The organism is Serpentinicella alkaliphila (genome assembly GCF_018141405.1).
In the GTDB taxonomy this organism is placed as follows: domain Bacteria; phylum Bacillota; class Clostridia; order Peptostreptococcales; family Natronincolaceae; genus Serpentinicella; species Serpentinicella alkaliphila.
Genome location: NZ_CP058648.1, coordinates 2,708,000 through 2,734,177, shown reverse-complemented (window position 1 = coordinate 2,734,177; position 26,178 = coordinate 2,708,000). Strand labels below are relative to the sequence as shown.

Annotated in this window: 26 protein-coding genes and 1 pseudogene; 16 read left to right on the top strand and 11 right to left on the bottom strand. The window is 31.7% G+C overall.

Annotation, left to right across the window (positions count from 1 at the left end; translation table 11 throughout):
* Positions 1–33 precede the first annotated feature (33 nt).
* The 3 genes from HZR23_RS13970 (at position 34) to HZR23_RS13960 (ending at position 6,189) form a co-directional block, all read left to right on the top strand.
* On the top strand, positions 34–3,468 hold the full coding sequence (locus HZR23_RS13970; protein ID WP_165913570.1) for a pyruvate carboxylase: 3,435 nt from the start codon (positions 34–36) through the stop codon (positions 3,466–3,468).
* 95 nt (positions 3,469–3,563) lie between these two features.
* Complete coding sequence (locus tag HZR23_RS13965; protein ID WP_132847110.1) at positions 3,564–4,775, top strand: L-lactate MFS transporter; 1,212 nt, start codon at positions 3,564–3,566, stop codon at positions 4,773–4,775.
* A gap of 256 nt (positions 4,776–5,031) precedes the next feature.
* Entirely contained in the window at positions 5,032–6,189 is a 1,158-nt protein-coding gene (locus tag HZR23_RS13960) for a radical SAM protein (RefSeq protein WP_132847109.1), read from the top strand.
* A gap of 42 nt (positions 6,190–6,231) precedes the next feature.
* On the opposite strand, the gene HZR23_RS17870 is transcribed toward HZR23_RS13960, so the two are convergent.
* Together HZR23_RS17870 and HZR23_RS13950 are read right to left on the bottom strand one after the other, a co-directional pair.
* Positions 6,232–7,011 (bottom strand): LysM peptidoglycan-binding domain-containing protein, encoded by a 780-nt coding sequence (locus HZR23_RS17870; protein ID WP_132847108.1) that lies wholly within the window; start codon positions 7,009–7,011, stop codon positions 6,232–6,234.
* A gap of 95 nt (positions 7,012–7,106) precedes the next feature.
* Complete coding sequence (locus HZR23_RS13950) at positions 7,107–7,967, bottom strand: DMT family transporter (protein ID WP_132847107.1); 861 nt, start codon at positions 7,965–7,967, stop codon at positions 7,107–7,109.
* Positions 7,968–8,320: 353 nt separating this feature from the next.
* Between HZR23_RS13950 and HZR23_RS13945 the strand changes: the two genes are divergently transcribed.
* The 3 genes from HZR23_RS13945 to HZR23_RS13935 all read left to right on the top strand — a co-directional run bounded on the left by HZR23_RS13945 (position 8,321) and on the right by HZR23_RS13935 (position 10,917).
* The gene (locus HZR23_RS13945; protein WP_132847106.1) at positions 8,321–8,566 is read left to right on the top strand and encodes a hypothetical protein; all 246 of its coding nucleotides are present in this window, start codon (positions 8,321–8,323) and stop codon (positions 8,564–8,566) included.
* A gap of 81 nt (positions 8,567–8,647) precedes the next feature.
* Positions 8,648–10,123, top strand: a complete 1,476-nt coding sequence (locus tag HZR23_RS13940) for a hypothetical protein (protein WP_132847105.1) — start codon at positions 8,648–8,650, stop codon at positions 10,121–10,123.
* 101 nt (positions 10,124–10,224) lie between these two features.
* On the top strand, positions 10,225–10,917 hold the full coding sequence (locus tag HZR23_RS13935; protein WP_132847104.1) for a heparan-alpha-glucosaminide N-acetyltransferase: 693 nt from the start codon (positions 10,225–10,227) through the stop codon (positions 10,915–10,917).
* A 71-nt stretch (positions 10,918–10,988) separates the two neighbouring features.
* Here the strand turns inward: HZR23_RS13935 and HZR23_RS17340 are convergent, their stop codons facing one another.
* Together HZR23_RS17340 and HZR23_RS17335 are read right to left on the bottom strand one after the other, a co-directional pair.
* A complete protein-coding gene (locus HZR23_RS17340; RefSeq protein ID WP_243098133.1) occupies positions 10,989–11,681 on the bottom strand; it encodes a cytochrome c biogenesis CcdA family protein in 693 nt (230 codons plus the stop codon).
* Positions 11,682–11,718: 37 nt separating this feature from the next.
* Complete coding sequence (locus HZR23_RS17335) at positions 11,719–12,153, bottom strand: thioredoxin domain-containing protein (RefSeq protein WP_243098132.1); 435 nt, start codon at positions 12,151–12,153, stop codon at positions 11,719–11,721.
* 332 nt (positions 12,154–12,485) lie between these two features.
* On the opposite strand from HZR23_RS17335, the gene HZR23_RS13925 reads away from it, so the two are divergent.
* On the top strand, positions 12,486–12,650 hold the full coding sequence (locus HZR23_RS13925) for a YezD family protein (protein ID WP_243098131.1): 165 nt from the start codon (positions 12,486–12,488) through the stop codon (positions 12,648–12,650).
* A gap of 518 nt (positions 12,651–13,168) precedes the next feature.
* Here the strand turns inward: HZR23_RS13925 and HZR23_RS17645 are convergent.
* Positions 13,169–13,459, bottom strand: a complete 291-nt coding sequence (locus HZR23_RS17645; protein ID WP_283669803.1) for a transposase — start codon at positions 13,457–13,459, stop codon at positions 13,169–13,171.
* Positions 13,452–14,348: an IS110 family RNA-guided transposase gene (locus HZR23_RS13920; RefSeq protein ID WP_283669802.1), complete on the bottom strand. Its 897-nt coding sequence runs from the start codon at positions 14,346–14,348 to the stop codon at positions 13,452–13,454. Before HZR23_RS13920 ends, HZR23_RS17645 begins: the two co-directional genes overlap by 8 nt.
* A 171-nt stretch (positions 14,349–14,519) precedes the next feature.
* Between HZR23_RS13920 and HZR23_RS13915 the strand changes: the two genes are divergently transcribed.
* The 5 genes from HZR23_RS13915 to HZR23_RS13895 all read left to right on the top strand — a co-directional run bounded on the left by HZR23_RS13915 (position 14,520) and on the right by HZR23_RS13895 (position 19,051).
* A complete protein-coding gene (locus HZR23_RS13915; protein WP_213050274.1) occupies positions 14,520–15,419 on the top strand; it encodes a DUF4277 domain-containing protein in 900 nt (299 codons plus the stop codon).
* Positions 15,400–16,302: an IS1634 family transposase gene (locus HZR23_RS13910; protein ID WP_213050273.1), complete on the top strand. Its 903-nt coding sequence runs from the start codon at positions 15,400–15,402 to the stop codon at positions 16,300–16,302. Before HZR23_RS13915 ends, HZR23_RS13910 begins: the two co-directional genes overlap by 20 nt.
* Before the next feature lie 90 nt (positions 16,303–16,392).
* Positions 16,393–17,187, top strand: coding sequence for an ABC transporter permease (locus HZR23_RS13905; protein ID WP_207667931.1), 795 nt, complete (start codon positions 16,393–16,395; stop codon positions 17,185–17,187).
* Positions 17,181–18,005: an ABC transporter ATP-binding protein gene (locus tag HZR23_RS13900; RefSeq protein WP_132849559.1), complete on the top strand. Its 825-nt coding sequence runs from the start codon at positions 17,181–17,183 to the stop codon at positions 18,003–18,005. The genes HZR23_RS13905 and HZR23_RS13900 overlap by 7 nt, the downstream gene beginning before the upstream one ends.
* 59 nt (positions 18,006–18,064) lie before the next feature.
* Entirely contained in the window at positions 18,065–19,051 is a 987-nt protein-coding gene (locus HZR23_RS13895; RefSeq protein ID WP_132849558.1) for an ABC transporter substrate-binding protein, read from the top strand.
* A gap of 117 nt (positions 19,052–19,168) precedes the next feature.
* Here HZR23_RS13895 and HZR23_RS17865 read toward each other — a convergent pair.
* The 3 genes and pseudogenes from HZR23_RS17865 to HZR23_RS18130 form a co-directional block, all read right to left on the bottom strand.
* Positions 19,169–19,417: pseudogene (locus tag HZR23_RS17865) on the bottom strand (YbaK/EbsC family protein); the annotation flags it as partial.
* 12 nt (positions 19,418–19,429) lie between these two features.
* Positions 19,430–19,642: a YbaK/EbsC family protein gene (locus HZR23_RS17860; RefSeq protein ID WP_330571495.1), complete on the bottom strand. Its 213-nt coding sequence runs from the start codon at positions 19,640–19,642 to the stop codon at positions 19,430–19,432.
* Between the two features lie 294 nt (positions 19,643–19,936).
* Entirely contained in the window at positions 19,937–20,050 is a 114-nt protein-coding gene (locus HZR23_RS18130; RefSeq protein WP_132849562.1) for a transposase, read from the bottom strand.
* Positions 20,051–20,209: 159 nt separating this feature from the next.
* Between HZR23_RS18130 and HZR23_RS13880 the strand changes: the two genes are divergently transcribed.
* Both HZR23_RS13880 and HZR23_RS13875 read left to right on the top strand, forming a co-directional pair.
* Positions 20,210–21,532 carry a replication-associated recombination protein A gene (locus tag HZR23_RS13880; RefSeq protein WP_132849557.1) on the top strand — a complete coding sequence of 441 codons (1,323 nt, stop codon included), beginning with the start codon at positions 20,210–20,212 and terminating at the stop codon, positions 21,530–21,532.
* A 96-nt stretch (positions 21,533–21,628) separates the two neighbouring features.
* Positions 21,629–21,919, top strand: a complete 291-nt coding sequence (locus HZR23_RS13875; protein WP_132849556.1) for a DUF3343 domain-containing protein — start codon at positions 21,629–21,631, stop codon at positions 21,917–21,919.
* On the opposite strand, the gene HZR23_RS13870 is transcribed toward HZR23_RS13875, so the two are convergent.
* Positions 21,912–23,453 (bottom strand): hypothetical protein, encoded by a 1,542-nt coding sequence (locus HZR23_RS13870; RefSeq protein ID WP_132849555.1) that lies wholly within the window; start codon positions 23,451–23,453, stop codon positions 21,912–21,914. The genes HZR23_RS13875 and HZR23_RS13870 overlap by 8 nt on opposite strands.
* 214 nt (positions 23,454–23,667) lie before the next feature.
* Between HZR23_RS13870 and HZR23_RS13865 the strand changes: the two genes are divergently transcribed.
* Positions 23,668–24,297 (top strand): hypothetical protein, encoded by a 630-nt coding sequence (locus HZR23_RS13865; protein WP_132849554.1) that lies wholly within the window; start codon positions 23,668–23,670, stop codon positions 24,295–24,297.
* Between the two features lie 63 nt (positions 24,298–24,360).
* Here the strand turns inward: HZR23_RS13865 and HZR23_RS13860 are convergent, their stop codons facing one another.
* Positions 24,361–25,032, bottom strand: coding sequence for a CAP domain-containing protein (locus HZR23_RS13860; protein WP_132849553.1), 672 nt, complete (start codon positions 25,030–25,032; stop codon positions 24,361–24,363).
* A 138-nt stretch (positions 25,033–25,170) separates the two neighbouring features.
* Here HZR23_RS13860 and HZR23_RS13855 point away from each other — a divergent pair, with 138 nt between their 5' ends.
* Positions 25,171–26,163 (top strand): glycosyltransferase family 4 protein, encoded by a 993-nt coding sequence (locus HZR23_RS13855; protein WP_132849552.1) that lies wholly within the window; start codon positions 25,171–25,173, stop codon positions 26,161–26,163.
* Positions 26,164–26,178: the final 15 nt, after the last annotated feature.

The following is a 26,178-nucleotide window of genomic DNA, read 5'->3' as shown; positions in this document are numbered from 1 at the left end:
AGCAAATAAATAATGATTGGGAGTGGAAATGATATGGCTATTAATAAGTTTAAAAGAGTATTAGTTGCTAATCGTGGAGAAATAGCGATTAGGATTTTTCGTGCCTGTAAAGAATTAGGCATTAGAACAGTTGCAATCTATTCTGAAGAGGATAAGACTTCTCTTTTTAGAACAAAGTCGGATGAATCATATCTTATCGGTAAGAATAAGGGGCCAATTGAGGCTTACTTAGATATAGATGAAATAATATCATTAGCTCTTAAAAAGGGTGTAGATGCAATTCACCCTGGTTATGGATTTTTATCAGAAAATCCAGAATTTTCTAGAAAATGTAAAGAGGCTGGAATTGTGTTTATCGGACCTGACCACAATATGATTGAAAGCCTAGGGGATAAAATCAAATCAAAAATAGTAGCAATTGAAGCAAAGGTACCAGTAATTCCAGGAGTAGAAAAACCAATTACTTCTGAAAAAGAAGCAAAAGAGTTTGCGGATTTATGTGGGTACCCTGTAATGATTAAAGCAGCGGCTGGTGGCGGCGGCCGTGGTATGAGAATAGTTCATAGAGAAGAAAACTTGATAGAATCCTTCCTAAGTGCTAAAAACGAAGCAAAAAAAGCCTTTGGTATAGAGGATATATTTATAGAGAAGTTCTTAGAAAAACCTAAACATATAGAAGTACAGATTTTAGGTGATAAACACGGTAATATTGTACATTTATTTGAAAGAGACTGCTCTATTCAGAGAAGATATCAAAAGGTAATAGAATTTACTCCAGCTTTAACTATATCAGAAGAAAAAAGGGCAGAAATTTGTAATGATGCTTTAAAAATTGCTAGTGCAGTTAACTATAGCAACGCAGGTACTGTAGAGTTTTTAGTTGATATGCACGGAAATCATTATTTCATTGAGATGAATCCAAGAATTCAAGTAGAGCATACAGTAACTGAAATGGTAACAGGAATTGACTTAGTACAAAGTCAAATTTTAGTTGCGCAAGGTTATCCTTTAAATTCTCCTGAAATAGGGATTGAATCTCAAGATTCTATTAAAGTTAGAGGTTATTCTATACAATGCCGTGTAACTACTGAAGACCCTATTAATCAATTTGCACCTGATACTGGTAGAATAGACGTATATAGAAGTGGATCTGGATTTGGAATAAGATTAGATGGAGGAAATGGATTTACTGGGGCAGTTATAAGTCCATATTATGATAGCTTACTTGTTAAGCTTACATCTTGGTCTAGAACATTCCCAGATGCGATTCAGAAATCTGTAAGATCATTAAAAGAACTATCAATTTCTGGTGTAAAAACAAATATTGGATTTTTAATAAACGTACTTAATCATGAAGCATTCTTAAAAGGTGAATGTCATACAAACTTTATTGTAGAGAATCCTTCACTATTTGATATAGCTCCAAAATCTAATAAAGAGCTTAAGGTATTACAATATATAGGTGAAAAAGTTGTAAATGAATCTAAAGGAAACAAAAAAGAATTTGATGTACCAGTTGTACCACAGGTAGAAAGACCTGATGATTTAAGAGGTACTAAGCAAATATTAGACGAATTAGGACCAAAGGGATTAGTAGATTGGATTCATAGTCAAGACAAATTACTTTTAACTGATAGCACTATGCGAGATGCACATCAATCTTTAATGGCAACTAGAGTTAGAACTAGAGATATGGTTAAAATTGCAAAGGCGACTTCAGTTTTAGCAAAGGATTTATTCTCCCTAGAGATGTGGGGTGGAGCTACGTTTGATGTTTCCTATAGATTCTTAAAAGAGTCTCCATGGGAAAGATTAGAGGAACTTCGCAAGAGAATTCCAAACATATTACTTCAAATGCTACTACGTGGAAGTAATGGAGTTGGGTATAAAAACTATCCTGATAATGTAATTAGAGAATTTATTAAACAATCTTCTAAATCTGGAATTGACTTATTTAGAATTTTCGATTCACTTAACTGGTTAAAGGGTATGGAAATAGCTATTGATGAAGTATTAAACAACAATAAGATAGCAGAAGCTTGTATTTGTTATACTGGTGATATATTAGATACTACTAGAGATAAATATACACTTAAATACTACGTAGATATGGCAAAGCAAATAGAAAAAACAGGAGCACATATTCTTGCTATAAAAGATATGGCTGCTTTATTAAAGCCATATGCAGCTGATAAATTAATTAGGGCATTAAAACAAGAAATTTCTATTCCTATTCATTTACACACTCATGATACTAGTGGTAATGGGGTAGCTACATTAATTATGGCAGCTGAAGCTGGAGTTGACATTGTTGATACAGCATTTAATAGCATGTCCGGTTTAACTAGTCAACCGGCACTTAACTCAATTGTAGCTGCCCTAGAAAACACTTCTAGAGCTACAGGATTTAATTTAGAGGATATGGAAGAGATTTCAAGATACTGGGGTGCAGTTAGACCTGTTTACAGCCAGTTTGAATCTGATTTAAAATCTGGAACAACAGAAGTTTACAAATATGAAATACCAGGTGGTCAATACTCTAACCTTAAACCACAGGTTGAAAGCTTTGGATTAGGCCATAGGTTTAAAGAAGTTAAAGAAATGTATAAGACTGTTAATGATATGGTAGGAGATATTACTAAAGTTACTCCATCTTCAAAAATGGTTGGAGATATGGCTATATTTATGGTACAAAACAATTTAACTCCTGAAAACATTCACGACAAAGCAAAAGAAATGGCATTCCCTGATTCTGTAGTAACTTACTTTAAAGGTATGATGGGTCAACCAATGGGTGGTTTCCCAGAGGATTTACAAAAGTTAGTTCTTAAAGGAGATACTCCAATAAGCTGTAGACCAGGCGAATTATTAGAGCCAGAGGATTTTGAAGTAGCTAGAGAGTATTTAGCTAATAAATATAACATGACACCGGATATGAAGGATATTTTAGCTTATATTCTATATCCAAAAGTATATGAGGATTATTTATTATACTTAAAAGACTATGGTGATTTAAGTCGTATGGGTAGTGATATTTTCTTCCACGGACTTGCAGAAGGGGAAACATGTGAGGTTGAAATAGCCGAAGGTAAAATTATTGTAGTTAAGCTTGTGGAAATTGGAAAAGTTGACTCTGATGGAAATAGAAGACTTGCATTCGAAGTAAATAACAACAGAAGAGAAATAACTGTTCATGATAAGGCAAGTGGTTTAGATGACAATAAAAACCAAACAAAATTTGCAGATTCGGATAATGTTAAAGAAATAGGTGCAAGTATACCTGGAACAATATTGAAAGTACTTGTAAAAGAAGGAGAAGAGATTAAAGAAGGCCAAAGTCTTATCATAGTAGAGGCAATGAAAATGGAAACTAACATAGTTGCTTCAAATGATGGAGTAGTAGAATCAGTTTTCGTAAAAGAGAAGCAACAGGTGAAAACTGGAGAACTGCTAATGAAAATGAAATAATTGGCTTACCAAGAATAGGAAGGTATCTATTTATAAACCTTCCTATTCTGATATAATGATATAAATAAAATTTTAATTAGTGAAGGGGATGTTTTATGGTAAAATATTTTAAAAATAGATGGTTTGTAGTATTAGGTGCAGTTTTGCTACAGGTATGTACTGGTGCTCTTTATTCTTGGAGTTTATTTAACCAGCCATTAATAGATAGATTTAATTGGAGTAGTAGTGAAGTAGTTTTTACCTACTCATTAATAATATTTGTGTTTGCAGCCACTACCATTCTATCCGGCCGTTTGCAGGATAAATTCGGACCTAGAATAGTTGCTACAATAGGGGCTGTATTCTATGGATTAGGTCTTATGTTAGCATCAACTGCAACGTCGATTATTCAATTGTATTTATACTATGGAGTAATTGCAGGAATTGGTGTAGGATTTATTTATGTTTGCCCTCTTGCTACTTGTGTTAAGTGGTTTCCTGAGAAAAAGGGATTTATTACTGGGATTTCAGTAGGTGCCTTTGGACTAGGTAGTTTAGTTTTCAAATCTGTAATTCAGTCTCTATTGATTTCAAAAGGTGTTTCTCAAACATTTCTATATTTAGGAATTATATATATAACTATTACACTAATAGGTGCTCAATTTTTAAGAGTACCGCCAAAAACAGAGACAAAAGCTGTAAATCCTGAGGATGAAAGTAATTATACGGTTAGTGAAATGGTTAAAACAAAAGCTTTTTATTTGATTTGGATCATTTTCTTACTAGGATGTATGAGTGGATTACTTGTTATTGGTTTAGCAAAGGATATAGGGGTACAATTGGCTAATCTAGATACAATCAAAGCCTCCAATGCAGTTGCAATGATTGCATTATTCAACGCTGGTGGTAGACTTGGATGGGGGGCTTTATCTGACAGAATGAACAGAATGAAAGTTGTATTTATGATGTTCACTATGACAGCTGCATGCTTAATTTTAATGAGTGTTGTTTCGTTAAATTATCTAACCTACTCTATTTCCCTAGCAGGTATTGCCTTTTGCTTTGGTGGTTTTTTAGCTGTATTTCCGACTATAGCTGGGCAATTCTACGGTATTAAAAATTTAGGTGCAAATTATGGAATAATATATCAGGCCTATGGTACAGCAGCCTTAGTTGGACCTATAATTGTAGCTAAAGTTGGAAATCTACAGACAACTTTTATAATTGCTGCAGGGCTTTCTATTTTAGGTGCCATTATGTCCTTAAGGGTAAAAAGTCCCAGGAAACCTACATTAGTAAATATGAAGCTAAAGGTTAGCGAAGCATAAAAATTTAGTTCAGAAGGGCAGAGATACTATTATTACTCAATATAATATCTCTGTCTTGTTTTTTGGAATGATAATCCCATTTGAAAATGGGTAAATAATAAATATATAGAATAGTTTAAAATATTAGCTGATTACTAAATGACATAATAATTGTTTCAAAAATATTAAATTCGCTATATAATAATGAAGAAATAAATACAAGAAAACGATGATAGAGTATTAAATTAAATTAATTTATAAATTATGAGGTGGTATAATGAATAATCAAACAGAAGTATATGAGGGATATGAAGTTGGTCCAATTAGACCTCCAAGTGAAGCACAAAGCTTAATGATTAGAATATCTAGAAATTGTCCATGGAACAATTGTAAATTCTGTGGTTTATACAAAGGCACAAAATTTAGTATAAGACCCAAAGAACATGTGATAGAAGACATAAATCAAATTAAGAGATTTATAGATATTGTAAGGGAAACTGAAACATTAAGCGATTCAGACTCTAGCAAAAAGTTAGCTGAAATTAATAGCTCTTTAGGAGAAAGTGAAAGAATTGCCTTCTATTCAGCTGTAGGTTGGTATAGAGTAGGTATGGAATCAATTTTTCTTCAGGATGCGAATTCATTAATTATTAAACCAGATGATTTAGTTGAAATATTAGAGCATATTAAGGCTTGTTTCCCTGAGGTACAGAGAATAACTTCATATGCAAGATCCCATACAATTGCGAGAATTAGTGATGAGGATTTATTAAGATTTGCTAATGCTGGATTAAATAGAATTCATATTGGTATGGAAAGTGCATCCGATGAAATATTAAAGCTAATAAAAAAGGGTGTTGATAAAGAAACTCATATAAAGGCTGGAAAGAAAGTTAAAAAAGCTGGAATTCAGCTATCTGAGTACTTTATGCCAGGTCTTGGCGGAAATGAATATTCTAGGGAAAACGCAATTGAAACTGCTGATGCCCTTAATCAAATAAACCCTGATTTTATAAGAATTAGAACATTAGCAATACCTGATAATGTTGAGTTATTTAAGGATTATGAGCAGGGGATATTTACTAGAACAAATGATGTAAAAATTGTAGAAGAGTTACTTTTGTTTACTGAAAAATTAGAAGGTATTACAAGTACAATTAAAAGTGATCATATTTTAAACTTAGTTATGGAGTATGAAGGTCAATTACCACAGGATAAGGATAAAATGATTAGTGCACTCCAATGGTTTTTAAATCTCAATGAAAATGAAAAGATGGTATTTATGGTTGGTAGAAGAACTGGTATTATGAACTATATGTATGATTTGGTAAATAGTAACAAGCGAGAAAGGGTACTAAATATTATTAAAGATAATAATATTACTACTCAAAATGTAGATGAAGTAGTTTGGGAATTAATGAAAAGATTTATATAAACAATATGGGCCCTAATAGGGCCCAATTTTATTTTGTCATGATTAGGCTGTAGGAATACAAATTACTTGACCGATTTGCAATCTGTTAGGGTCTACTGTTGGATTAGCTCTTTGGATTGCTTCTACGGTTGTATTATATCTTGCAGCTAAATTGAAGAATGTATCACCAGATCTAATAGTATAAGCTACTGTACCAGCAGGACAAGTAGGTGTTGGTGGTGGTGTTACGCCGCAGTTTACTCCTAATGCAGTCCATGTTCTAACACCAACGATACCATCTGGAGTTAAACCTTTACTAGTTTGGAAAGCAATAACTGCTGCTTCAGTTCGTGCACCGAAAATTCCATCAATAGCTCCTGGGCTAAAGCCAGCTGAAGTTAATAACTGTTGTAATCTTCTAACGTCTGGTCCAGTACTACCTCTTCTTAAGGTTGGACAAGGTGTAGGAGGTGGCGGAGGAGTTGTTCCTGGTATGCAGATTACTTGACCTATAAATAGTCTGTCAGGATCTACTCCTGGATTTGCAGCAAGTAATGCGTCCAGAGAGATATTATATCTTCTTGCTATTGAGTAGAATGTATCGCCTGCTCTAATAGTATATGGTGTTGTACCAGCTGGGCATGTAGTTGGAGGAGTAGCCGTCGGAATACAAATTCTTTGCCCTATCATTAACATATTTGGATTAACTCCAGGGTTTGCAGCAATAATAGCTTCAACTGTAGTATTGAATCTAATTGCTAGCCTATAATAGGTATCACCTGCCATAATCATATATGGTGTTGTTCCAGGTGGACAAGGCACTTGATTATAGTAATAAAACATAGTCTATTCATCTCCTTCAATATATATTAAAAATACTAGCAATCTAGTATACTATAATATATTCTGATGGAGACAATTGGTTCTACAAGAAATAACTATTCAAAGACTTTTTCTAAAGCAATTTTTTTATTTTGTATTTCCTGATATATAACTTTCGCAATAACAGTGCTTATAACTAGCAATCCTCCTAAAAGTGCATAGGATGAGGGTGCTTCCTTAGTCACTAAAAATACCCATACAGGATTTAGTAAAGGCTCAATAATTGGGATAATTATAGCCTCTACCGCACTAACATGATTTATAGCTAGAGTGTAGAATATATAGGATATTCCTAACTGAAAAACTCCTAATATTAAAATTGAAACTATACTTTGCCAAGTTGGCCTAATAAAAAATAGGAACGGAATAGCTAACAGAAATGTAAATATATTACCTAACAAGGTCATTTCAACAGGCGATGAATCTCCTTGAAGTTTAAGGAAAATAACCATAAAGGCCATTGCTACACCACTTAGAACTGCTAGGAAATTACCAAACATGTTACCAGTTCCTAAATCTCCTATGAAAAATAAAACCATACCTAGCATCACTGCTACAATCGCAATCCAATCAGATTTTACTGGCCTCTCTTTTAAAAACCAAAAGGAAAGTAATGCAACCCAAATTGGGGCTGTAAATTGTAATAAAATTGCATTAGCAGAGGTTGTTAGCTTATTAGCTGATACAAATAAGAATACTAATGTAACGTATGATAAGGCCCCTAGCACCTTGTTTTTATTGAATTGTTTAATAGGTTTTCTTAAGTAAGCAAACATAACAATTGAAGCTATACCACTTCTAGCACCAGCTATTGCAATTGGGTTCCAATCTATTAGCTTAATAAATAGGCCCCCCATACTCCACAGTACAGCAGTAATAATAATATAAATAATTGATTTTTTACGTAATTTGTCCATAACTGTGCCCCCACTTAAAAATATTAAAAGATAATTAATTATAATACATTATAACTCTTTAAGTAAATAAAAATGAATTGAGTACAATTGCTAAGGGATTAATTATACAACTAAAAATTTGGCATATAATTATATTATAGGATAAAAGTTCATTCTCATAAGTATACATAAGAATATTATGATATCCCAACGTTCTAAAATTATAAAAAGTTTGTCATAATTTTAAAATTTGTAAATATACTTATACATTTTATGTTTTTTTAGAACCCTTACAGATTTCGACCAAAAATTCAAAACCGTGGTGATAAAATATAGATATAAATCAATAAGTTGTAATGGGAGGATATAAAAAGATGATAAAAACAATAAAAGGTAGATATCTAGATGTTAAGCCTCTTACTATATTCTTTGTTATACTATCATTTATAACCTATATAAATTCAGAATATAGAGTATTAGGGTTTAGAGGTGTACTTATTCTTTTTTTTATTTATCTAAGCAGAGGGGTTTTAGATAATACAAGTCAATGTAAAAAGAAAGATATATACTCTGTTTTATTTGTTATGATCATTTTGCTTTCACATTATTTATATTATTAATTCATTAATTATATATAATATTTGAATAACTAAGTATATAATTATATTAAACTTTTACTAGTATAATTATGGAGGTATATATTGAAATCATATAAAAATAACCTATTAATTAGAATAATTTCAGTAAACATACTAATTTCTTTATTCTCAATAAGCTTTGCCTTTGGCAATTCAGCACCAATTTTAATAGAGGAGAATCCAAGCTTTACTATTGCACCAATTGATGATTCACCTATAGAAGTCTTGAGGGAATATTTACAATTTGATATGAGTGAAGGTACAGGGGATACTGCTAAAGTAAGGGCTACATACGAAATGATGAACACCTCAGATGTTGGTCTTAAGCAAAATATGATTTTCCCTTTTATAACAAGCCCTTATAATAATTTTACGAAAAATGTAAATATTTCTGCAAATGGAATCCCAATCGATTTTAAAACTATTCGATTAAAAGAATTACCGGATAGGAATTTTAGAAGCCTACAATATTTAGGTGAGTCTAATAGAATTAAAGAGCTAATTGATATCAATAGTATTATTAATATGATTAATATAACTAATAATAGTACAGATTTCAGTCCCAAAAATATTAGCTTAAAAGATATGGTTAAAGTCTATACTATTCATTTACCAAAAGTGGACGAGCGATATAAGGCAGAGGTGTATTTTGAATCATTACATACTGAAAAGCAAATGCTACTATATTTTAACTTTAATAGTTTTGAATTAAACAATAAAGGTATAGGGAAACTTGGAACCTGGTCAGGAATGAAATCTATACCTTCTGACTATGATAAAGCAATCATTACTATTTTAGGAGATTTAGAAGAAGATGTAATTATTAATAGCGTGACAAATCAGGAAATTTCCGTCGTTGAAAAAAGTTTAGAACAGTTCTTGTTAGATTTAATAGACTTACATTTAATATCATTAGAAAACTATGAACATGATAAGAGTAGTTACATTTATGAGGACTATAATAAGGACTTACTTAATCATCTAGTTAAACAAATAGACAATAGATTTGATAGAAAGGAACCATTTTTATCAATAGACGGGGATGGGATATCATCATTTAACTTCGAAACCTACTTAGGGGCTTTTATCTACGCTATAGATTTTGAGCCAAATGATGTTGTGAATGTAACGATAGAATACGAGATGCTAGCTACTTCTGACAGGAGAACCACATTAGATTTTAGTAAGATGTTTTTATATCTTCTGAACCCAGCTTCTAAGTGGAAGGATTTTGGTGAATTAAAAATTGAGGTTATTCCAAATGAAAACTATCCTTTTGTAATAAGTAGCTCACTACCCTTATTAAAAAATAGCGAAACAGGTATTTATACGAACAGCTTTGAAGGGTTACCTGAGGAAGATTTCTATTTTGTAACTTATAAAACCGAGAAACCGGAACCACCAATTATAAGAGGACTTCGTATATTACCATATATATTGTATTTTATATTTCCATTTATAGTAATACTACTTATATGTCTTGTACTATTATTGTATTTTAAGAAAGTAAAAAAATATAACAATATAAATAAAAAATAGATACTTTAATCTGATATACCAATATATATCAGATTTTTTTTATCCTATTTCACTATACAATACGATATAATTAGATATATAGCACAGAATGGGGGACTGAAATGTCGAATAACAGGAGTCGTATTTGGGAGTTAGACTTTTTAAAGGGTGTTGCCCTTATTTTAATGATATATTTTCATATTATATTTGATTTAAGAGAATATTATGGTTTTAATATTAATTATAGTGAAGGAATTAATTTTTACATTGGAAGATTTTCAGCCATATTATTTATGCTTCTTTCAGGAATAAGCTGTTCATTATCTAAAAATAATCTTCAAAGAGGACTAAGATTAGTTGGATTGGCTCTATTTATAACTTTAGCCACAACTTTAGCTGGTCCTGATTATAGTATAAAGTTTGGTATTTTACATTTACTAGGTATTAGTATTATATTTTATGAGTTTATTAGAAAACTAAATACTAACTTTTTGGCTTTGCTTGCAGGCTTAACAATTTGGCTTGGAACTATATTTATAGATTCTAGAACTGAGCTGGGATTCCTATTTCCAATTGGACTAATTAATATGAACTTCTACTCAGCTGATTATTATCCGCTTTTTCCATGGTTTGGAGTATTTTTATTAGGAGCCATAGTAGGTAAAGCGCTGTATTCTAATAAATCAGGTTATGTTAAATTTAATAACAATAAAAATATAGTTAATAAACTTGGTCAAAGGACGTTGGTTATATATTTAATTCACCAACCACTAATTTTAGTTGTTCTAAGGGTATTGCTTAATGGAAATGAATAAAAGAGAAAGTCAAAACTACCAAAATGTAGCTTTGACTTTTTTTACGAACTATTTTAAATCATTGTGCCATGTTACCAACTGACCCGGATGAGTAACCATAATCCTAGTAGTATAAGTATTCCTCCGCTAAAGTAGTTAATATATTGAGTATAGCGCTCTAATTTAGGTAGCTTTTTTAATAGAACAGTAAATGTTCCTGCTAAAATCAATGGAAGTCCATGACCTATTCCGTAGATAAAAAGCAAAAGTGCACCAAAAACCAATTCCCCTTCTAAAGCTACGTAAGTCATAATAACTGCAAGTACAGGCGTAGCACAGGGAGATGCAGCTAGGCCAAAAAATAGTCCCATAACATAAGCCCCTAAATATCCAGTTAACACAACAGGCATTTTTTTAATTCCTGGAATATTAAAGCTAATTACTCCTAAAAGATTTAACCCCATTATAATTGCAACTGTTGCTAATATATAATACCAGACTGAACTAATTTGACCAAATACAATACCTAAAGAAGCAGCAACTAATCCAAGAATAGCAAAAGTAGTTGACATCCCAAGTACAAAGGTAGTAGAAAGAGCAAAACCTTTAGTTTTAGCTGAATTATCACCATATCCAGCTATGTAACCAATCATTACAGGTAGCATTGATAATATACAGGGGCTTAGACTTGTTATTATCCCACCAGCAAAAATAATTAATATTATTATCAGCGATTTACTGGCTATGGCCTGAGGTATTATTTCTTTAAAGAACACTTCAAACATCCCTATTCCTCCCCAGATTATATAGATGATTCTATTTTCAGTCTGTTAGGAGGTAGATTTGAATCTTTTCTTCCATATACTCTAATGAATTACTCCCAACGTCATAACCTGCTATTTCTCCATTGCTATCAATATAAATGAAATAGGGAATAGAAAAGACCCTATATTCTTCAATTAATTTTCTACTCTCAGGATCATTAACGTCTACAATAATAAATGCAATTTTATCCTTATACTTTTCCTCAAGCTCCATAACTACAGGCTCCATTCTTACACATGCAGGACATAATTCACCATAAAATTCTAGAAATATAGGCTTTCCATCAACTAAAGCTTTTTGATAGGCTTCAATAGGTGTTGAAGTGGTATTTAAATCTTTTTTGCTATTAAACAAATATGGTTTAGCTAAAATACCTACTACAGCAGTTAATACTAATATTAAAACAAGTATTTTTCTTTTTCTCTCCAACATTCACACATCCTTATTTTTTATATCTATCTTTAAGTTTATTTAATCTTATATATCATTATTATACCATTATGAATATTTCTGTTAAACATGGAAGTATTAAACTAATAAAAAAATTATGAAAATCTACCGAATTTTTTAAATTAGTTAATAAAATTAGTCAAATAGAGTATTGACAAATAAAAAACCCTATTGTATTATTATAAATAATCATTAATTAGTAATCGTATAAGGTAACTAACAAATCATTTCTTTTGTTTTTATATAAACTACAGATGTGATACTTAGTGTAATTAATAATTGATATTTAAGCTTTTGATATGGAGGTAGGGGTAGTGGACAATTATTTAGATAAAATAAACGAGAAAAGCATATCGAAGGAAAGCTTAATCAAATTGTTAGATCTTATTGAATCAGTTAAGTTTGGTTCTGTTACACTTATTATTCAAGACGGCAAAGTAATTCAACTGGAAAAGAATGAAAAGGTTAGATTAAAGTAGAGCAATTATTATAACTTATAATTTTAGTTGACCAGAAAACTGGAGGCTAAGTATATTTTTCTAATAGAAATATATTTTAGCCTTTTTTTATTTTCATATTTAAAATTTTTTAAAAGTGTTTGAGGGGGACGATTATGCAGAAGGATCTAAGGAAAAACAGAAGCAGTTTCAATATAGTTTGGGCTTTACCATTAGTAGCTGTGACTATTAACTTACTAATATACTATTTAGTACCGAATTATGGAATTAATAAAATTACTAATATTTATCCTTTATTTCTCATATTCCGCCTAACTAAATTTACCAAGTAAATATTTTAATTTCCATAAATATACAAAAAGGATTTTTGAATTTCATCTCGAATAAGTATATATTAATATATTCGAGACTAACTATATGAAGTCAAGAAAAATTTCGTATTTAAAGAAGTCATGAAGAAAATAATTTTAAAGACATCTATTACAAAAAAATGCATGACAAACAGAGCAACTCAGTTGCTCTGAAAAAAATAGATTAAATTAGACTTGTGGAACAAATGCAGTATTGTTTTTTAGGAGGTAGTAAATTACCCTAATTAACTTTTTACCGACATGGCATCTGGCAACATTGAAGTGTTTGCCTTCAGAACGCTTTTTGACCATATAATCACTAAAGACTTTATCGCGCATAGCAACAAGTCTAGATGCTTGCATAATAGCCCACCTAAGGTATGTAGAGCCTCTCTTAACCATTGGAGTTTTAGATGCATTGTAAGTCCCAGATTGGTAAGTAGAAGGATCCATACCTGCAAATGCAAGAAGTTTAGTCAAGGTTGGAGAAACGATCAATATGACCAATTTCAGCTAATATAATGGCAGCTAGAGTATATCCAATGCCAGGAATAGTAATGAGTGGGGTATTGAGTTCTTGTACGACTAATTTAATTTGATTATCTAATGCATCTATTTCTGTTTGTACAGATTGTATGAGGCGAATAGTTTGTTGTAATTCGAAGGTCAGAGAGCGATTGCTTGACCCAATAGATTTGATAGCAAGCTCTTTTAAAGCAATTGCTTTCTCTTTGCTATATTTACCTTTAGAGGCTGTTCTTATTAGGTTTGTCAACTTTGTCAGATTGCAGTTGTAAATACTATCGGGGGTTGGTAATTCAATTAATAATGCATAGCTGGAACTTTGGTGTATAGACCAAAATAAGCTTGGCAATTCAGGAAAAATGATATCTATTAAGCGACTAACTGAAAGTTTAAGTCTAGAACGGTAACTAACCATTCTATGACGGTGTCTTGTTAGTGACTTTAGCTCCTGAATCTGATATGATACTGGTGAATAGGATTTAGATTCATCAGTAAAGAGCATAGTTGCAATGACCTTAGCGTCGGTCTTATCTGTTTTAGTTTTCCTAAGGGTTTGAGCCTTACGGAAAAGATTAGTAGCCAATGGATTTAGGATGGTGACCTGAAAGCCTTTGGAATACAGATAATTTGTGATATTTGTGCTGTAATGACCTGTTGATTCAAGTCCTATTTTTACGTTGTTAATACTCTTGGAGCCAAGAGCAGAAAGGATAGAAGAATATAGGGTATCAAAACCTTCCTTAGAATTAGAAATACGTAAAGAATTAGTATGAATAACACCATCAGAGTCTAAGATACAGCAATCGTGTTTAGCTTTGGCAACATCAATGCCCACAAATAACATAGTAATCAACTCCTTAAATATAGTACGCTATGTTTCCACAAACCCTATGTTAAATGTATCCTTGCTATATATAAAACGTCAAAGCGTTATCTAACTAATTAACAAATGAACATAGAGCTGTGGTTATAGCCTCAAAAGAAACAGTCGGCTGTATAGGGACAGCTGCCGTAGGTGAACAAACTAATCCACAGCGCCTATAAAGATTATATAGAAAATAATCTAGAAAGGAAAATGTATAATGACTTCCCCTATGTTTTCATTATACAAGGTGAATTTATGAAGATTGATTTTGGCCAAATCAAATCATTTTATGACGGCAAAGCTGGACTCATCGCTGGTCTTTGTCAACAAGTTAATTTGGATACAATTTTTAATAAACATTTAGAACAACATCAAGGTCGCCCAACTGATATTTCCTATGGAATTATGGCTCAACTAATGCTAATCAACATGGCAGATGATCATCACCCTCTATCACGAATGGACGAATATTTTCAAAATATTGATCTTGAAACCATTTTTGGCATGCCTATTGATATAAATAAGCTTAATGATGATAGGTTTGGTGGCTTCCTAGATGCTATGGTTGATGCAGGATGCTTAGCTTTGTACTCAGAGTTATCAGTAAGTGCCTTCAAGCGTTATGGCATTAAGCTTTCTAATATTAACTTTGATACTACTTCAAAGGTAATGTGGGGACAGTATGAAACAAGTGATGGTACTGCAGGAGTCGTTGATATTACCTTTGGTTACTCAAAACAAAAGCGCTTTGATAAGAAACAAATTAAGTTTGCTTTGGGCACAACTCAAGGCATTTGCATTGACGGATTTTTGTTATCCGGTAATGCCGATGATAAGCATTCTAATATTGATTATCTAGACCGCGCAGTGCAGCTACGGGAGCAGTTTGAATTAGAACAAGAAGAATTTTTCTACATTGCTGATAGTGCCGCTTTTACAAAAGCATTCCTACAAAAATCACGTTCCCTAGGTATTGAGCTGATTACACGTATGCCAGATAATATAAAAGAAGGTAAAAAAGCACTAGAATATGCCTGGCTACACCGTTAATGAACTTCCTACTGTTGAAGTTCCAACATCAACAAAGCCATCACTTTACCGTGTCTATGAAACTGAATGTGTATATCAAGGAATTCCACTTAAGATGGCAGTATGCTATTCAGAAAAACTTAAGTTTCAGAAAGCAAAGACCCTTGAAAAACGTATTCTCAATGAATCCAAAACCTTAGAAAAACTAGCTAAAACTATGAATCAAAGAAGCTTTGCCTGTTTAGAAGATGCACAGCTTGAAATTAATAAATTAAATCGCCAAGAGTTAAATAAACTCCAGTATCACAAAGTGTCTATAGAAATAGAAAGCCAAGAAATAAGGCGTAGGGGTAGACCTAGTCAAGATACTTCCAAGGATACAGTTGGCTTAAAATATACTTTTACTTTTGCAGTGACCAAGGATGAAAAAAGCATTCAAGAAAGTTTAGATAAAGAGTGCTTATTTATTGTGGTGTCCACAAAGCAATCTATGAGTGCTGTAGATATTCTTCTAGAATATAAAACCCAAAGTGCGGTTGAGAGGAAATTTCAATTTTTGAAATCACCTCAATTTGTCAACTCATTTTTTGTTGATTCACCTAGACGTGTAGAGGCATTGGGTTATCTGTTACTTATTCTAATGCTTTTATTAAGTGTAGCTGAATATGTTGTAAGAAGAGGCTTAGAAAATGATAAATCAACAATTGTTGGTCCTGGTAAAATAAAGATGGATCGCCCTTCACTTATGGCAATTTATAGAATATTTTTTTCAGTTGCAACGTCTACTGTAAAAATTAACGGTATCCTTCATCGAGGATATCATAAACCTTTAGAAGACAATGTCAAAACCGTTATGAAATACCTAGAAATACCTGAGGATTTCTTTACTAGGGGCGCTTTTTAAAAATCATAATTTAATTCATCTAAAACTAAAATACATTCAGCGGAGTATGAGTTATTTATTCTTGTCGGATGTATTGTTTACATCGGGGCCTTGATCGCATATAGAAAAAGTGAAGTTTTAAGAAAAAGCATTGAAAATAATGCACCCTTATTTTTCGTGTTTATTATATTTTTAATACTTTGGGACATTTTAACTTTAAAATCGGGGAAGCTGCCTCTACCTTTTTTTCCATGGCCAGATAAGGTTCTTAATGCATTAGTAAATGACAGAAGGGTACTTTTCATAAGTGTACTACATTCATTAAGACTTTTAGGGCTAGGATATATTGCAGGGGCTTCTGTAGGATTTATTACAGGAACACTGATGGGCTGGTATAAAGGAATAAGCTATTGGTTAATGCCAATTATGAGGGCCTTAGGGCCAATACCGGCTGTAACATTAATCCCAATAATTATGATACTTTTTCCTACAAGCTTTGCTGGTAGCGTATTTTTAATTGCCTTAGCAGTGTGGTTCCCTGTAACTTTATTAACTTATTCAGGTATACAGAATGTGAATAACGCATACTTTGAGGTTGCAAAAACTTTGGGGGCTAAGGAAAAGTATATGATATTAAACGTTGCTATACCTGGAGCCCTTCCACACATATTTCTTGGTCTTTTTCAAGGAATAACAGTAGCATGTGTGACATTAATAGTTGCAGAAATGATGGGAGTAAAGGCGGGATTGGGATGGTATATTACTTGGGCTACTGGTTGGGCAGAGTATGACAAAGTATATGCAAGTCTATTAATAATACTAATAACTTTTTCTGGTGTTATTACATTGTTATTTAAAGTTAGAAACAAGTTCTTGTCCTGGCAGAAGGGGGTTATTAAATGGTAAGTAGTCAGTCAAATAAAAAAAAACTAGAAAGTACAAATGTAGAACTAGGTGAAATAATAGTTGAGAACGTAAGTAGAGTTTATAAATCAGAGGGCAATGAGGATATTACTGCCCTTGAAAATATAAACTTAAAAATACAGTCTGGAAAATTTATTTCGTTTATTGGTGCCAGTGGCTGTGGAAAGTCAACATTACTACGGTTAATAGCAGGATTAGATAAACCAGATTCTGGCTCACTATATATAGATGGGGAAGAAATACAAGGGCCAGATTATCTTAGAGGACTTGTTTTTCAAAACCCAAATTTATTTCCATGGCTGACAGTTAAGGGTAATGTTTCAGCGGGTTTAAAGGCAAGAAATATTGGTGCTAAGAATAGTTCGGAGATAGATCACTATATTAAGCTTATTGGTTTAGAAGGCTTTGAAAAATCTTATCCTCATCAGCTTTCTGGCGGAATGGCACAAAGAGTTGCTCTTGCTAGGGTTTTAGTAAATAGTCCAAAGGTTATTTTAATGGATGAACCCTTTGGAGCTTTGGATGCGTTTACAAAGATGAATATGCAGGATGAAATATTAAAGATTTGGCAGGAAAAGAAAACTACTATGATAATGGTCACCCATGATATTGACGAAGCAATTTACTTAAGTGATCAAATAGTAGTTATGACTCCAAGACCTGGGAAGATTCAGAAAATATTTAATGTGGAGATTAGTAGACCTAGGAGAAGAAGTGACCCGGATTTCTTTAAGCTAAGATCAAAAATATTAGAAACTTTAGGACTTGAAAAACAAGAGGCACTAGAATTTTATTTATAGTTAGTATTTAAGCTTTCCAACTCTTTGAAGAGTGAAATAAAAATAAGGAGGAAGAGAAGATGAAAGGTATAGTCAAAAGTAAAGTAATCATTTTAATTGTTTTATCTGTTTTAGCAAGTTTTTTAGTAGGCTGCGCTAAACAAAAAGATACTAGCTCTGAACTTAAAAAAATAACTTTAGGACAGAGTGGTTCCGTATGTCAAGCAGCTTTATTAATGGCTTATGAAAAAGGATTTTTAGAGGAAGCAGGTTTTGATGTAACTCTTTTTAAAGGAGATTATCCAACTTTGAGGGATGGATTAGCAACTGGCAAGGTTGATGTAACTGATGGATTACTAATGTCTTGGTTAAAACCTGTAGAATCAGGTTTAGATTTAGTATTTACGACAGGTATACACACTGGCTGTTTAGCTGCGGTATCACTGAAAAATTCAAGATATAATTCTTTTAATGATTTAAAGGGTAAGGTTATTGGTGTATCAGGTGGTATTGGTGGAGTGCCAATGAATTTTGCTTATAGATCAATATTAAAAGAAGGGCTAAACCCAGAGGATTTTGAGTGGAGAGACTATCCTGCTCAGCAATTAATCACTGCATTAGAAAATGGGGAAATTCAGGCTGCCGTAACTACAGAGCAAGTTTCTCTTAATTGGGTTGATGAAGGTAAAGTAGACTTTATTCGTTCTAGTACACATGACCATGATTTTTCTGGGGAGTATTGCTGTTTATTAACATTTAGAGGTGGGTTTTTACGTAACGATCCAGAATCAGCAGAAGCTATAACTAAAGCAGTTATGAAAGCCGCTGAGTGGGTACAGGATAATAAAGAAGAAACCGTAGATATTCTATTAGACAAAGGACATATATCCGGTACAAAGGAATATGCACTTGAATTATTAGAAGGATTTAATTATAACCCAAGTGTTGAAGGTGGAAAGAGAGCAATAGATATTGCAATTAAAGAATTTAAGGAAACTGGAATTCTTAATAATAATACAAATGAAAAAGAACTAGCAGATAGAATTTTTAAAGATTTTTCTAAATAGTCGGATAAACAAACAAGAAAGAATACTGTTATTTTGCATACAAAAAAAGAATGGCATATCAACTGAGTGTGATAGACCATTCTTTTTACTGAAGAGTGAGCCAATCTAAAACACTTCTTATGCTTGAATAATGTCGTATAAACTAAATGTAATAACCTTTCTTAATTCTTCAAGGCTTACCTCCACTTGATAACCAATTTTCCCGGCACTAAATATAATAGTTTCAAAATTGGCTGCTGATACATCAATCGTAGTTATAAAACTTTTTTTCATACCAACGGGTGAACAACCTCCATGTACATACCCTGTAATATACAATAAATCTTTTGATTTCAGCATTTTAATTGCTTTCTCATTTACACTATTAGCAGCTTTTTTTTAATCTAATTCATCTGCAACAGGAACTAAAAATACATAATATTTATTAGTTCCACCTACTGTTACAAGTGTTTTAAAAACTTGCTTGGAATTCTGATTTAAAACATTTGCAACATCAATGCCACAAACAGCATTTGTATTTGTATAACAATGACTTTTATATTCTACTTTAGCTTTATCTAAAAATCTCATTACATTAGTTTTAAACGTCATGAACTATCACTCCAAAATCATAGTATTATTATCTCAAATCTTATTTTATATATTACCACAAGAAAACCTCAGTTGTTTATTTTGGAGGATGAATTACGCTAATAATTTCTATATACAATAGCCTAAAAAATTATACGTTCTTTTTTTGTATAATCTTTGAATTGTTTATGAGGACACTGTGCCCCCAGTAACAATATAATACACTCTGCTCCGAAAAACACTGCCCTACAATATTGCCTGTTTTAGTTTCAGAAATTCTTTAAACACTACATTGTCAGATATGTTTTCAATGCTCTAACTATATATTTGCAGAGCAACAGTAGGTGGGGCAGATATAAAAAGGTGAATACGGTCAGGCATTATTTCTTGTTCAATTAGCTTGTAGCCATAACTTGTTTTTGTGCAAATTTATGTTAATGTATACATATTGTGTTAATGCAGACTTTTTTGTGCCTATAATTCTAACTTTAAATTATTAATAAAGTCTATAATAATTAGAAGAAATCTGATATTGTATATTTAGTCAGATTTCTTTTTAGTAAATAAAAATAAAGTAAGGTGATAAATTTGAACTTATTTGATATGGTACAAGAGAAAAACATGGAGGCACTTGCCCCCTTAGCGGATAGAATGAGACCTAGAAAACTTTCTGATATAGTTGGACAGGATCACATTTTAAGCAATAATAAGTTTTTAATGAGATGTATTCAGTCAAAGAAATTACCCTCAATTATTTTATATGGACCACCTGGTACTGGAAAAACGACATTGGCTCACGTACTGGCAAATGAAATAGGTGGAACATTTTTTACTTTAAATGCAGTTAATAGTGGGGTAAAGGAAATAAGAGAATTAGTTAATAAGGCTAACGAAATAACAACTATATATGGAAAAAAATGTATTGTGTTTATAGATGAGATTCATCGCTTCTCGAAAAATCAACAGGATGCACTTTTACCTTATGTTGAGAATGGTTTATTGACATTAATAGGTGCTACAACAGAGAATCCTTTTTTTGAAATTAATAAGGCTTTAATCTCAAGAACTACCTTGCTAAAGCTTGAATTACTTAATGAGAAAGCTATTAAAGCAATATTATTAAAGGCTTTGCAAAACAAAGAGTATGGATTTGGTAATCTATTAGTTGAAATTAGTGAGGAGGCTTTAGATCATATTGCAACTATAGCTAATGGGGACGCTAGAAGGGCATTGAATGCTTTAGAGATCGCCTGCCTAAGTTCGTATCCTAATGTAGAGGGTAAAGTAATAATAGATTTAGGCGTTGCACAGGAATCTATACAAAAGAAGGCTGTTCATTATGATAAGGATGGAGATAATCATTATGATACAATTTCAGCTTTTATAAAAAGTATTAGAGGTAGTGACCCAGATGCGGCATTGCATTATTTAGCTAAGATGATATATGCAGGGGAGGATCCAGAGTTTATAGCCAGGAGACTAATAATTAGTGCCTCGGAGGACGTTGGTAATGCGGATCCCCTTGCAATTAACATAGCAATAGCAGCCCATAGTGCAGTACAGATTATAGGTATGCCTGAAGCGAGAATAACTCTAGCCCAAGCAACTTCCTATTTAGCCAGTGCTCCTAAAAGCAATGCTTCTTATATGGGTATTAATATGGCTCTACAGGATGTTCACAATATTAATAGTACAATTCCAAATCATTTAAAGGATTCCCACTATAGTGGTGCAAGTAAGCTAGGACACGGGCTAGATTATTTATATCCCCATAGTTATCCGAATAATTACGTTAAACAGCAGTATATGCCTAAAGAGCTTGAGGGTAAAACATATTATAGTCCAACGGAAAATGGATATGAGAAAATAATATCAAAACACTTAAATCTATTAAAAAATAACCATTCTTAATATAAATAAGAATGGTTATTATTTTTCGTAACATGTTAATATGACTATCATATATTGTTAGTATAAATCCTAATTAAAAGAACAGGAGGATTATACATGTACAAAGTAAGCCCTGCACAAACATATTTTATAGCTGTTTATGAATCAAGAAATCATGCAATGCAAATGTATCACTATTTTAAGAGTACTCATCCAAATAAATATCTACTTATCTCTACGCCATGTAGAATTAAATCAGGTTGTAGTTACTCAATAAAATTTAATGAGCAAGATGATTTAAAGCTATTACTTGATGAGTCAGCGAACCTAAAGAAAAATATATCCGGAATTTATCTAGTTGAGAAAATCAATGGAAGAAATTCATATAAAAAGGTGGCTATTACTTGAAGTAATTAATAATTTTATCGAGTAAGCTTGTTTCCTTAACAATATCTTTATTAACAATTTCATCTAAAGTTAAATATTGTTTTTTTAATTCCACAAGCTTATTTTCAAAATACTCAACCTTTTTATTATAATAGTTTAGCTCTCTAATTAGTTCTTGTTTTTCATCCTCTAAGACCTGTAGCTGACTTTCCACATCCTTTATAAACTTTATAAGGTATTGGATTTCTTGTTCATTTGAATTTGCTTTACTTGTATCAGTTGTTTTTGAAGAATTTAAATAACTTTTAATTTCACTTAGTTTTTTAATATGTGACTCCATATCATTAATGTAGCTATCAATGTCTTTTATAATACTTAATATTTTTTCTTCAATATTATCATCATCATGTTGAATTTTATTGTAAGGGATAACATCATTAGTAATATCTTTAATTAAATCCTTTGGTTTGGGTTGTTCAGGAGCTGGTTTTATTGTATTGGTAGTGGGTTTGGATTTAATGTATATTTCAGTACCTAAAGACTTGATGTGATCAGAAACTTCAACATAGAGATACCTTAGTTTATACTGTTCATTTTCATCAGATAAATTAGCATGATATTTCACAAGTAATGGCTGCTCACATTTATTATAATTCTCATGTTTAATGAGATTCCAACTAGTACCAAAATTATCTGAGATTATTTCTGAAATTGTGTCATTTTGACGACTAAGTATCTTTATTTTATTTCCATGCTGCACAATCACTGGTGAGATATAGTTACTATTTTGGTCTGAGAGAGTCAATTTCTCGGACCATTTTTCCTTAACATTAATTAGTCTTTCTTTACTTTTATAGCTCAAAACAAAGTTATTATTTACAACCGTGCACCAGCATAAATGTAGATTATCTTTTTTATCAATAAGAATAAAAGGATGAGAGTGGTCAGATGATGGATCAGTAAGTATCTCGCTAGCGCTCCATTTTTTTGTATTAATATTAAATCTAGAGTAATATAGCTGATTATTTTTCTTATAAATACCTTTAAAAACCATATGTATACTTCCAGTGCTATCTATATCTATATGAAATGGACTAATATACTTACCAGGCATATAAGTAGTAACCTTATTCTTAACAATTGTAGCTTTGTCCCAGAAAATATGCTCTATTGATGAAATCACTTTATTTAATAAATTTGTTTTTATATATAAAAGGTGAGTATAATTATTTTGTATATATATTGTAAAATAGCTATAATTATTTGATGCAATATCTAATTTAGATATGTCTTTTGTATTCCAATTATTATTTCTACCAACAACGTATTTTAAATTTCCAGCTATATCTAAATATAGTAAATGAATTTGATCTAAATTATCTATACACCCAGAGTAATCTATTATTTGATCATCAGATATTAGTTCATCCTTCATATAAAGGGCCGATGAATTGAATAATTTATAGTGCAATTTCTGATCTTCATTTATATAGAAAAAATAGCTTAAGTAATCTTTAGTCTTGATTAAGTAATGCTGTTCTGTAGAGTAGGACATTTAATTTTACCTCCTCAAATTAATATATAATATTACCCTTTAATCAATACTATGTTGTAATTTTAATATTTATTAATGTAAATAATAAATGTCATATGCAAAAAAATATTTCAACTTTAGTGTAAATGTAAGCCTATATTTGTAACACTCTAATCCCAGAACTCATATATTGGTATTGTATAATATGTTGGAATAAAAGTAAGGGGGAATAAAAATGGCAAATGGATTCACACATGATCCATACTTTCCTGATTTTAAATCAGAATGTATTATAGCTAAAAAAGTATATGCTCAATGTCAACAAAGAGAATGCTTCGAAGAATTTGTATTACCTTTACCAGAAGGATGTCTTGAGTATGAATTTTTAGGCATAAGATTTAATCCAGGAGAAATAGTAAATGGCTCATTAATAATTACACCAATACCTTCTAGACCAAACTTTAGCAGAGTAAGATTTAGAGTGTTAGTAACATTTGTAGTAAAATTAAAAAATGTTGACACAGGAAAAGTAATTGAAATTGTTGGAGAACTTCCAGAAATACAAAAAGATATAGTTATGTTTATACCAGAAGCTAGAGATGAATTTACATTTAAGATTGTGTTAGAAACTGCTTCTCAATTATTGAGCGAGCCATTCATCACAAAAGACTCTATTATTTTAGCAATAGGTGTATTTATGATTGTTAAGGTTGTAGGAGTAGTACAATTATTTATCCCAGCATTCGGATTCTGTCCAGAGCCACCTGAATGTGAAGAGTTCTTCCCAGATGATATTTGTGAAGAGTTTGAAGAAGCTCCATTCCCAGAGTTCTTCCCAAGACAACTAGAAGACCTAGACCTATAAAAATTACGACATAAAACAATAAAAAAACTGCCATTAATTTGGCAGTTTTTTATTCTAATATATTTATTTTTGAATAAACATTTGAGTATAGTAACCGTTATATATACCGATTCCTATATGAGTAAAACGTGGGTTCATTATATTTTTTCTGTGACCTTCAGAATTCATAAATCCATTGTGAGCAGACTCTACACTGCTTGTTCTAGCAATATTCTCTGCAGCACTTCTATATTGAATACCGAATTTTTTCATCATATCAAAAGGTGAACCATATGTCGGTGAAGTATGTGAAAAATACTTGTTATCGTGCATATCCTGCGATTTTACTCTTGCAACATAAGATAAATCAACATCAATAGCCAGTGGTGCTAGTCCAGCATTTGCTCTTGCACTGTTAACTAATTCAACTAATTTAACTTCATTTGCCGTTAGAGAATGTCTTGCATTAGAGACATTTTGCTGTGGCTGTTGTTGAACAGGAGCCTGAGGTTGAGTAGCAGGAGCCTGAGGTTGCTGTATAGGAGTTGAAGTTTGCTGAACAGGTGCTACTCTTATATTGTATCTTTGTAGTATTTGTGTTATTGAGTAGTTTGATGATGTTCTAACTACATTTGTGTTTGGATTATATACAACCCTATAAACAGTTGATGCACTTGGGAATGTAACTGTAGAAAGAACTAATGTAGTAGATAGTACTGATATAGCAACCTTTCTGGATAATTTAACCTTTAACATAATTATTTCTCCTTTCAGATTGTGAAGTTATTTTGTTTAACCTCTTGTCTATATAATACAGGAACGATATTGATATTTCAACCGATTTGGCTGGGTAATATTTGGAAACATACAAAAATAGTGCTATGGGGTGCGTTTATGAAGGTATTAATGTATATACGAAGAGACTATAAAGATAATATGGCGGGGGATAGTATACAGCTCACAAAGACAATGGAATACTTATTAAAAAGAGGCCTTCAAATTGAGGTATCAAGCGATCCTAGAGCTAATTTAGAAAAGTATGATTTAATCCATTTATTTAACACAATTCGAATTGAAGATACTTATCAATTTTATAAAAATGCCAAAAAATATAAGAAAAAAATTGTTATATCACCAATATATTGGAATTATATAAAATACATTGCTCTCAATAAACGGACGGAAATATTACATTACAGATGGTATAAGCAAAACATTTTAAGGAAAGAAGTGCTTCAAAATGCAAATCTTATCTTACCTAGTTCTTTAACAGAGATGAAGGAGGTAGAGAAAGAGTTTAACATAAGTATACCATATAAAGTTATTCCTAATGGTGTAGATACGATCTTTGAAGAAGATACTAGCGAACGCTTTTATAATCTTTATGAATTAGAGGATTTTATTTTATGCGTAGGAAGAATATCTCCACACAAAAACCAGTTAACTCTCTCAAAGGTTGCTAACAAACTAAATATTCCATTAATACTTGTAGGGCCTATAAATGACTATTCTTATTATTATGAGTGCTTAAAGCATAATAAGGAACTAATATATGTACCTAAGGTAAATCATCATGAATTAAATAGCTTTTATAGTGCTGCAAAATTACATGTACTTGTAAGCTGGTATGAGATACCAGGTTTAGTTAATCTAGAGGCTGGTTTATCAGGGTGTAATCTTTTAACTACAGCAGAGGGTAGTACTAAGGACTACCTAGGACATTACGCTCTGTACTCTACATATGAAAACATAAATGATATTGAAACAAAAATTAGTAGAGCAATAAAGCAGGAAAGAAATGATATTTTAAGAAAGCATATTAGACATAATTTCACGTGGGAAATTGTAGCTGATAAATTAATAAATGCTTATGAAACATTAGTTTAGTCATACTTGAAAGGT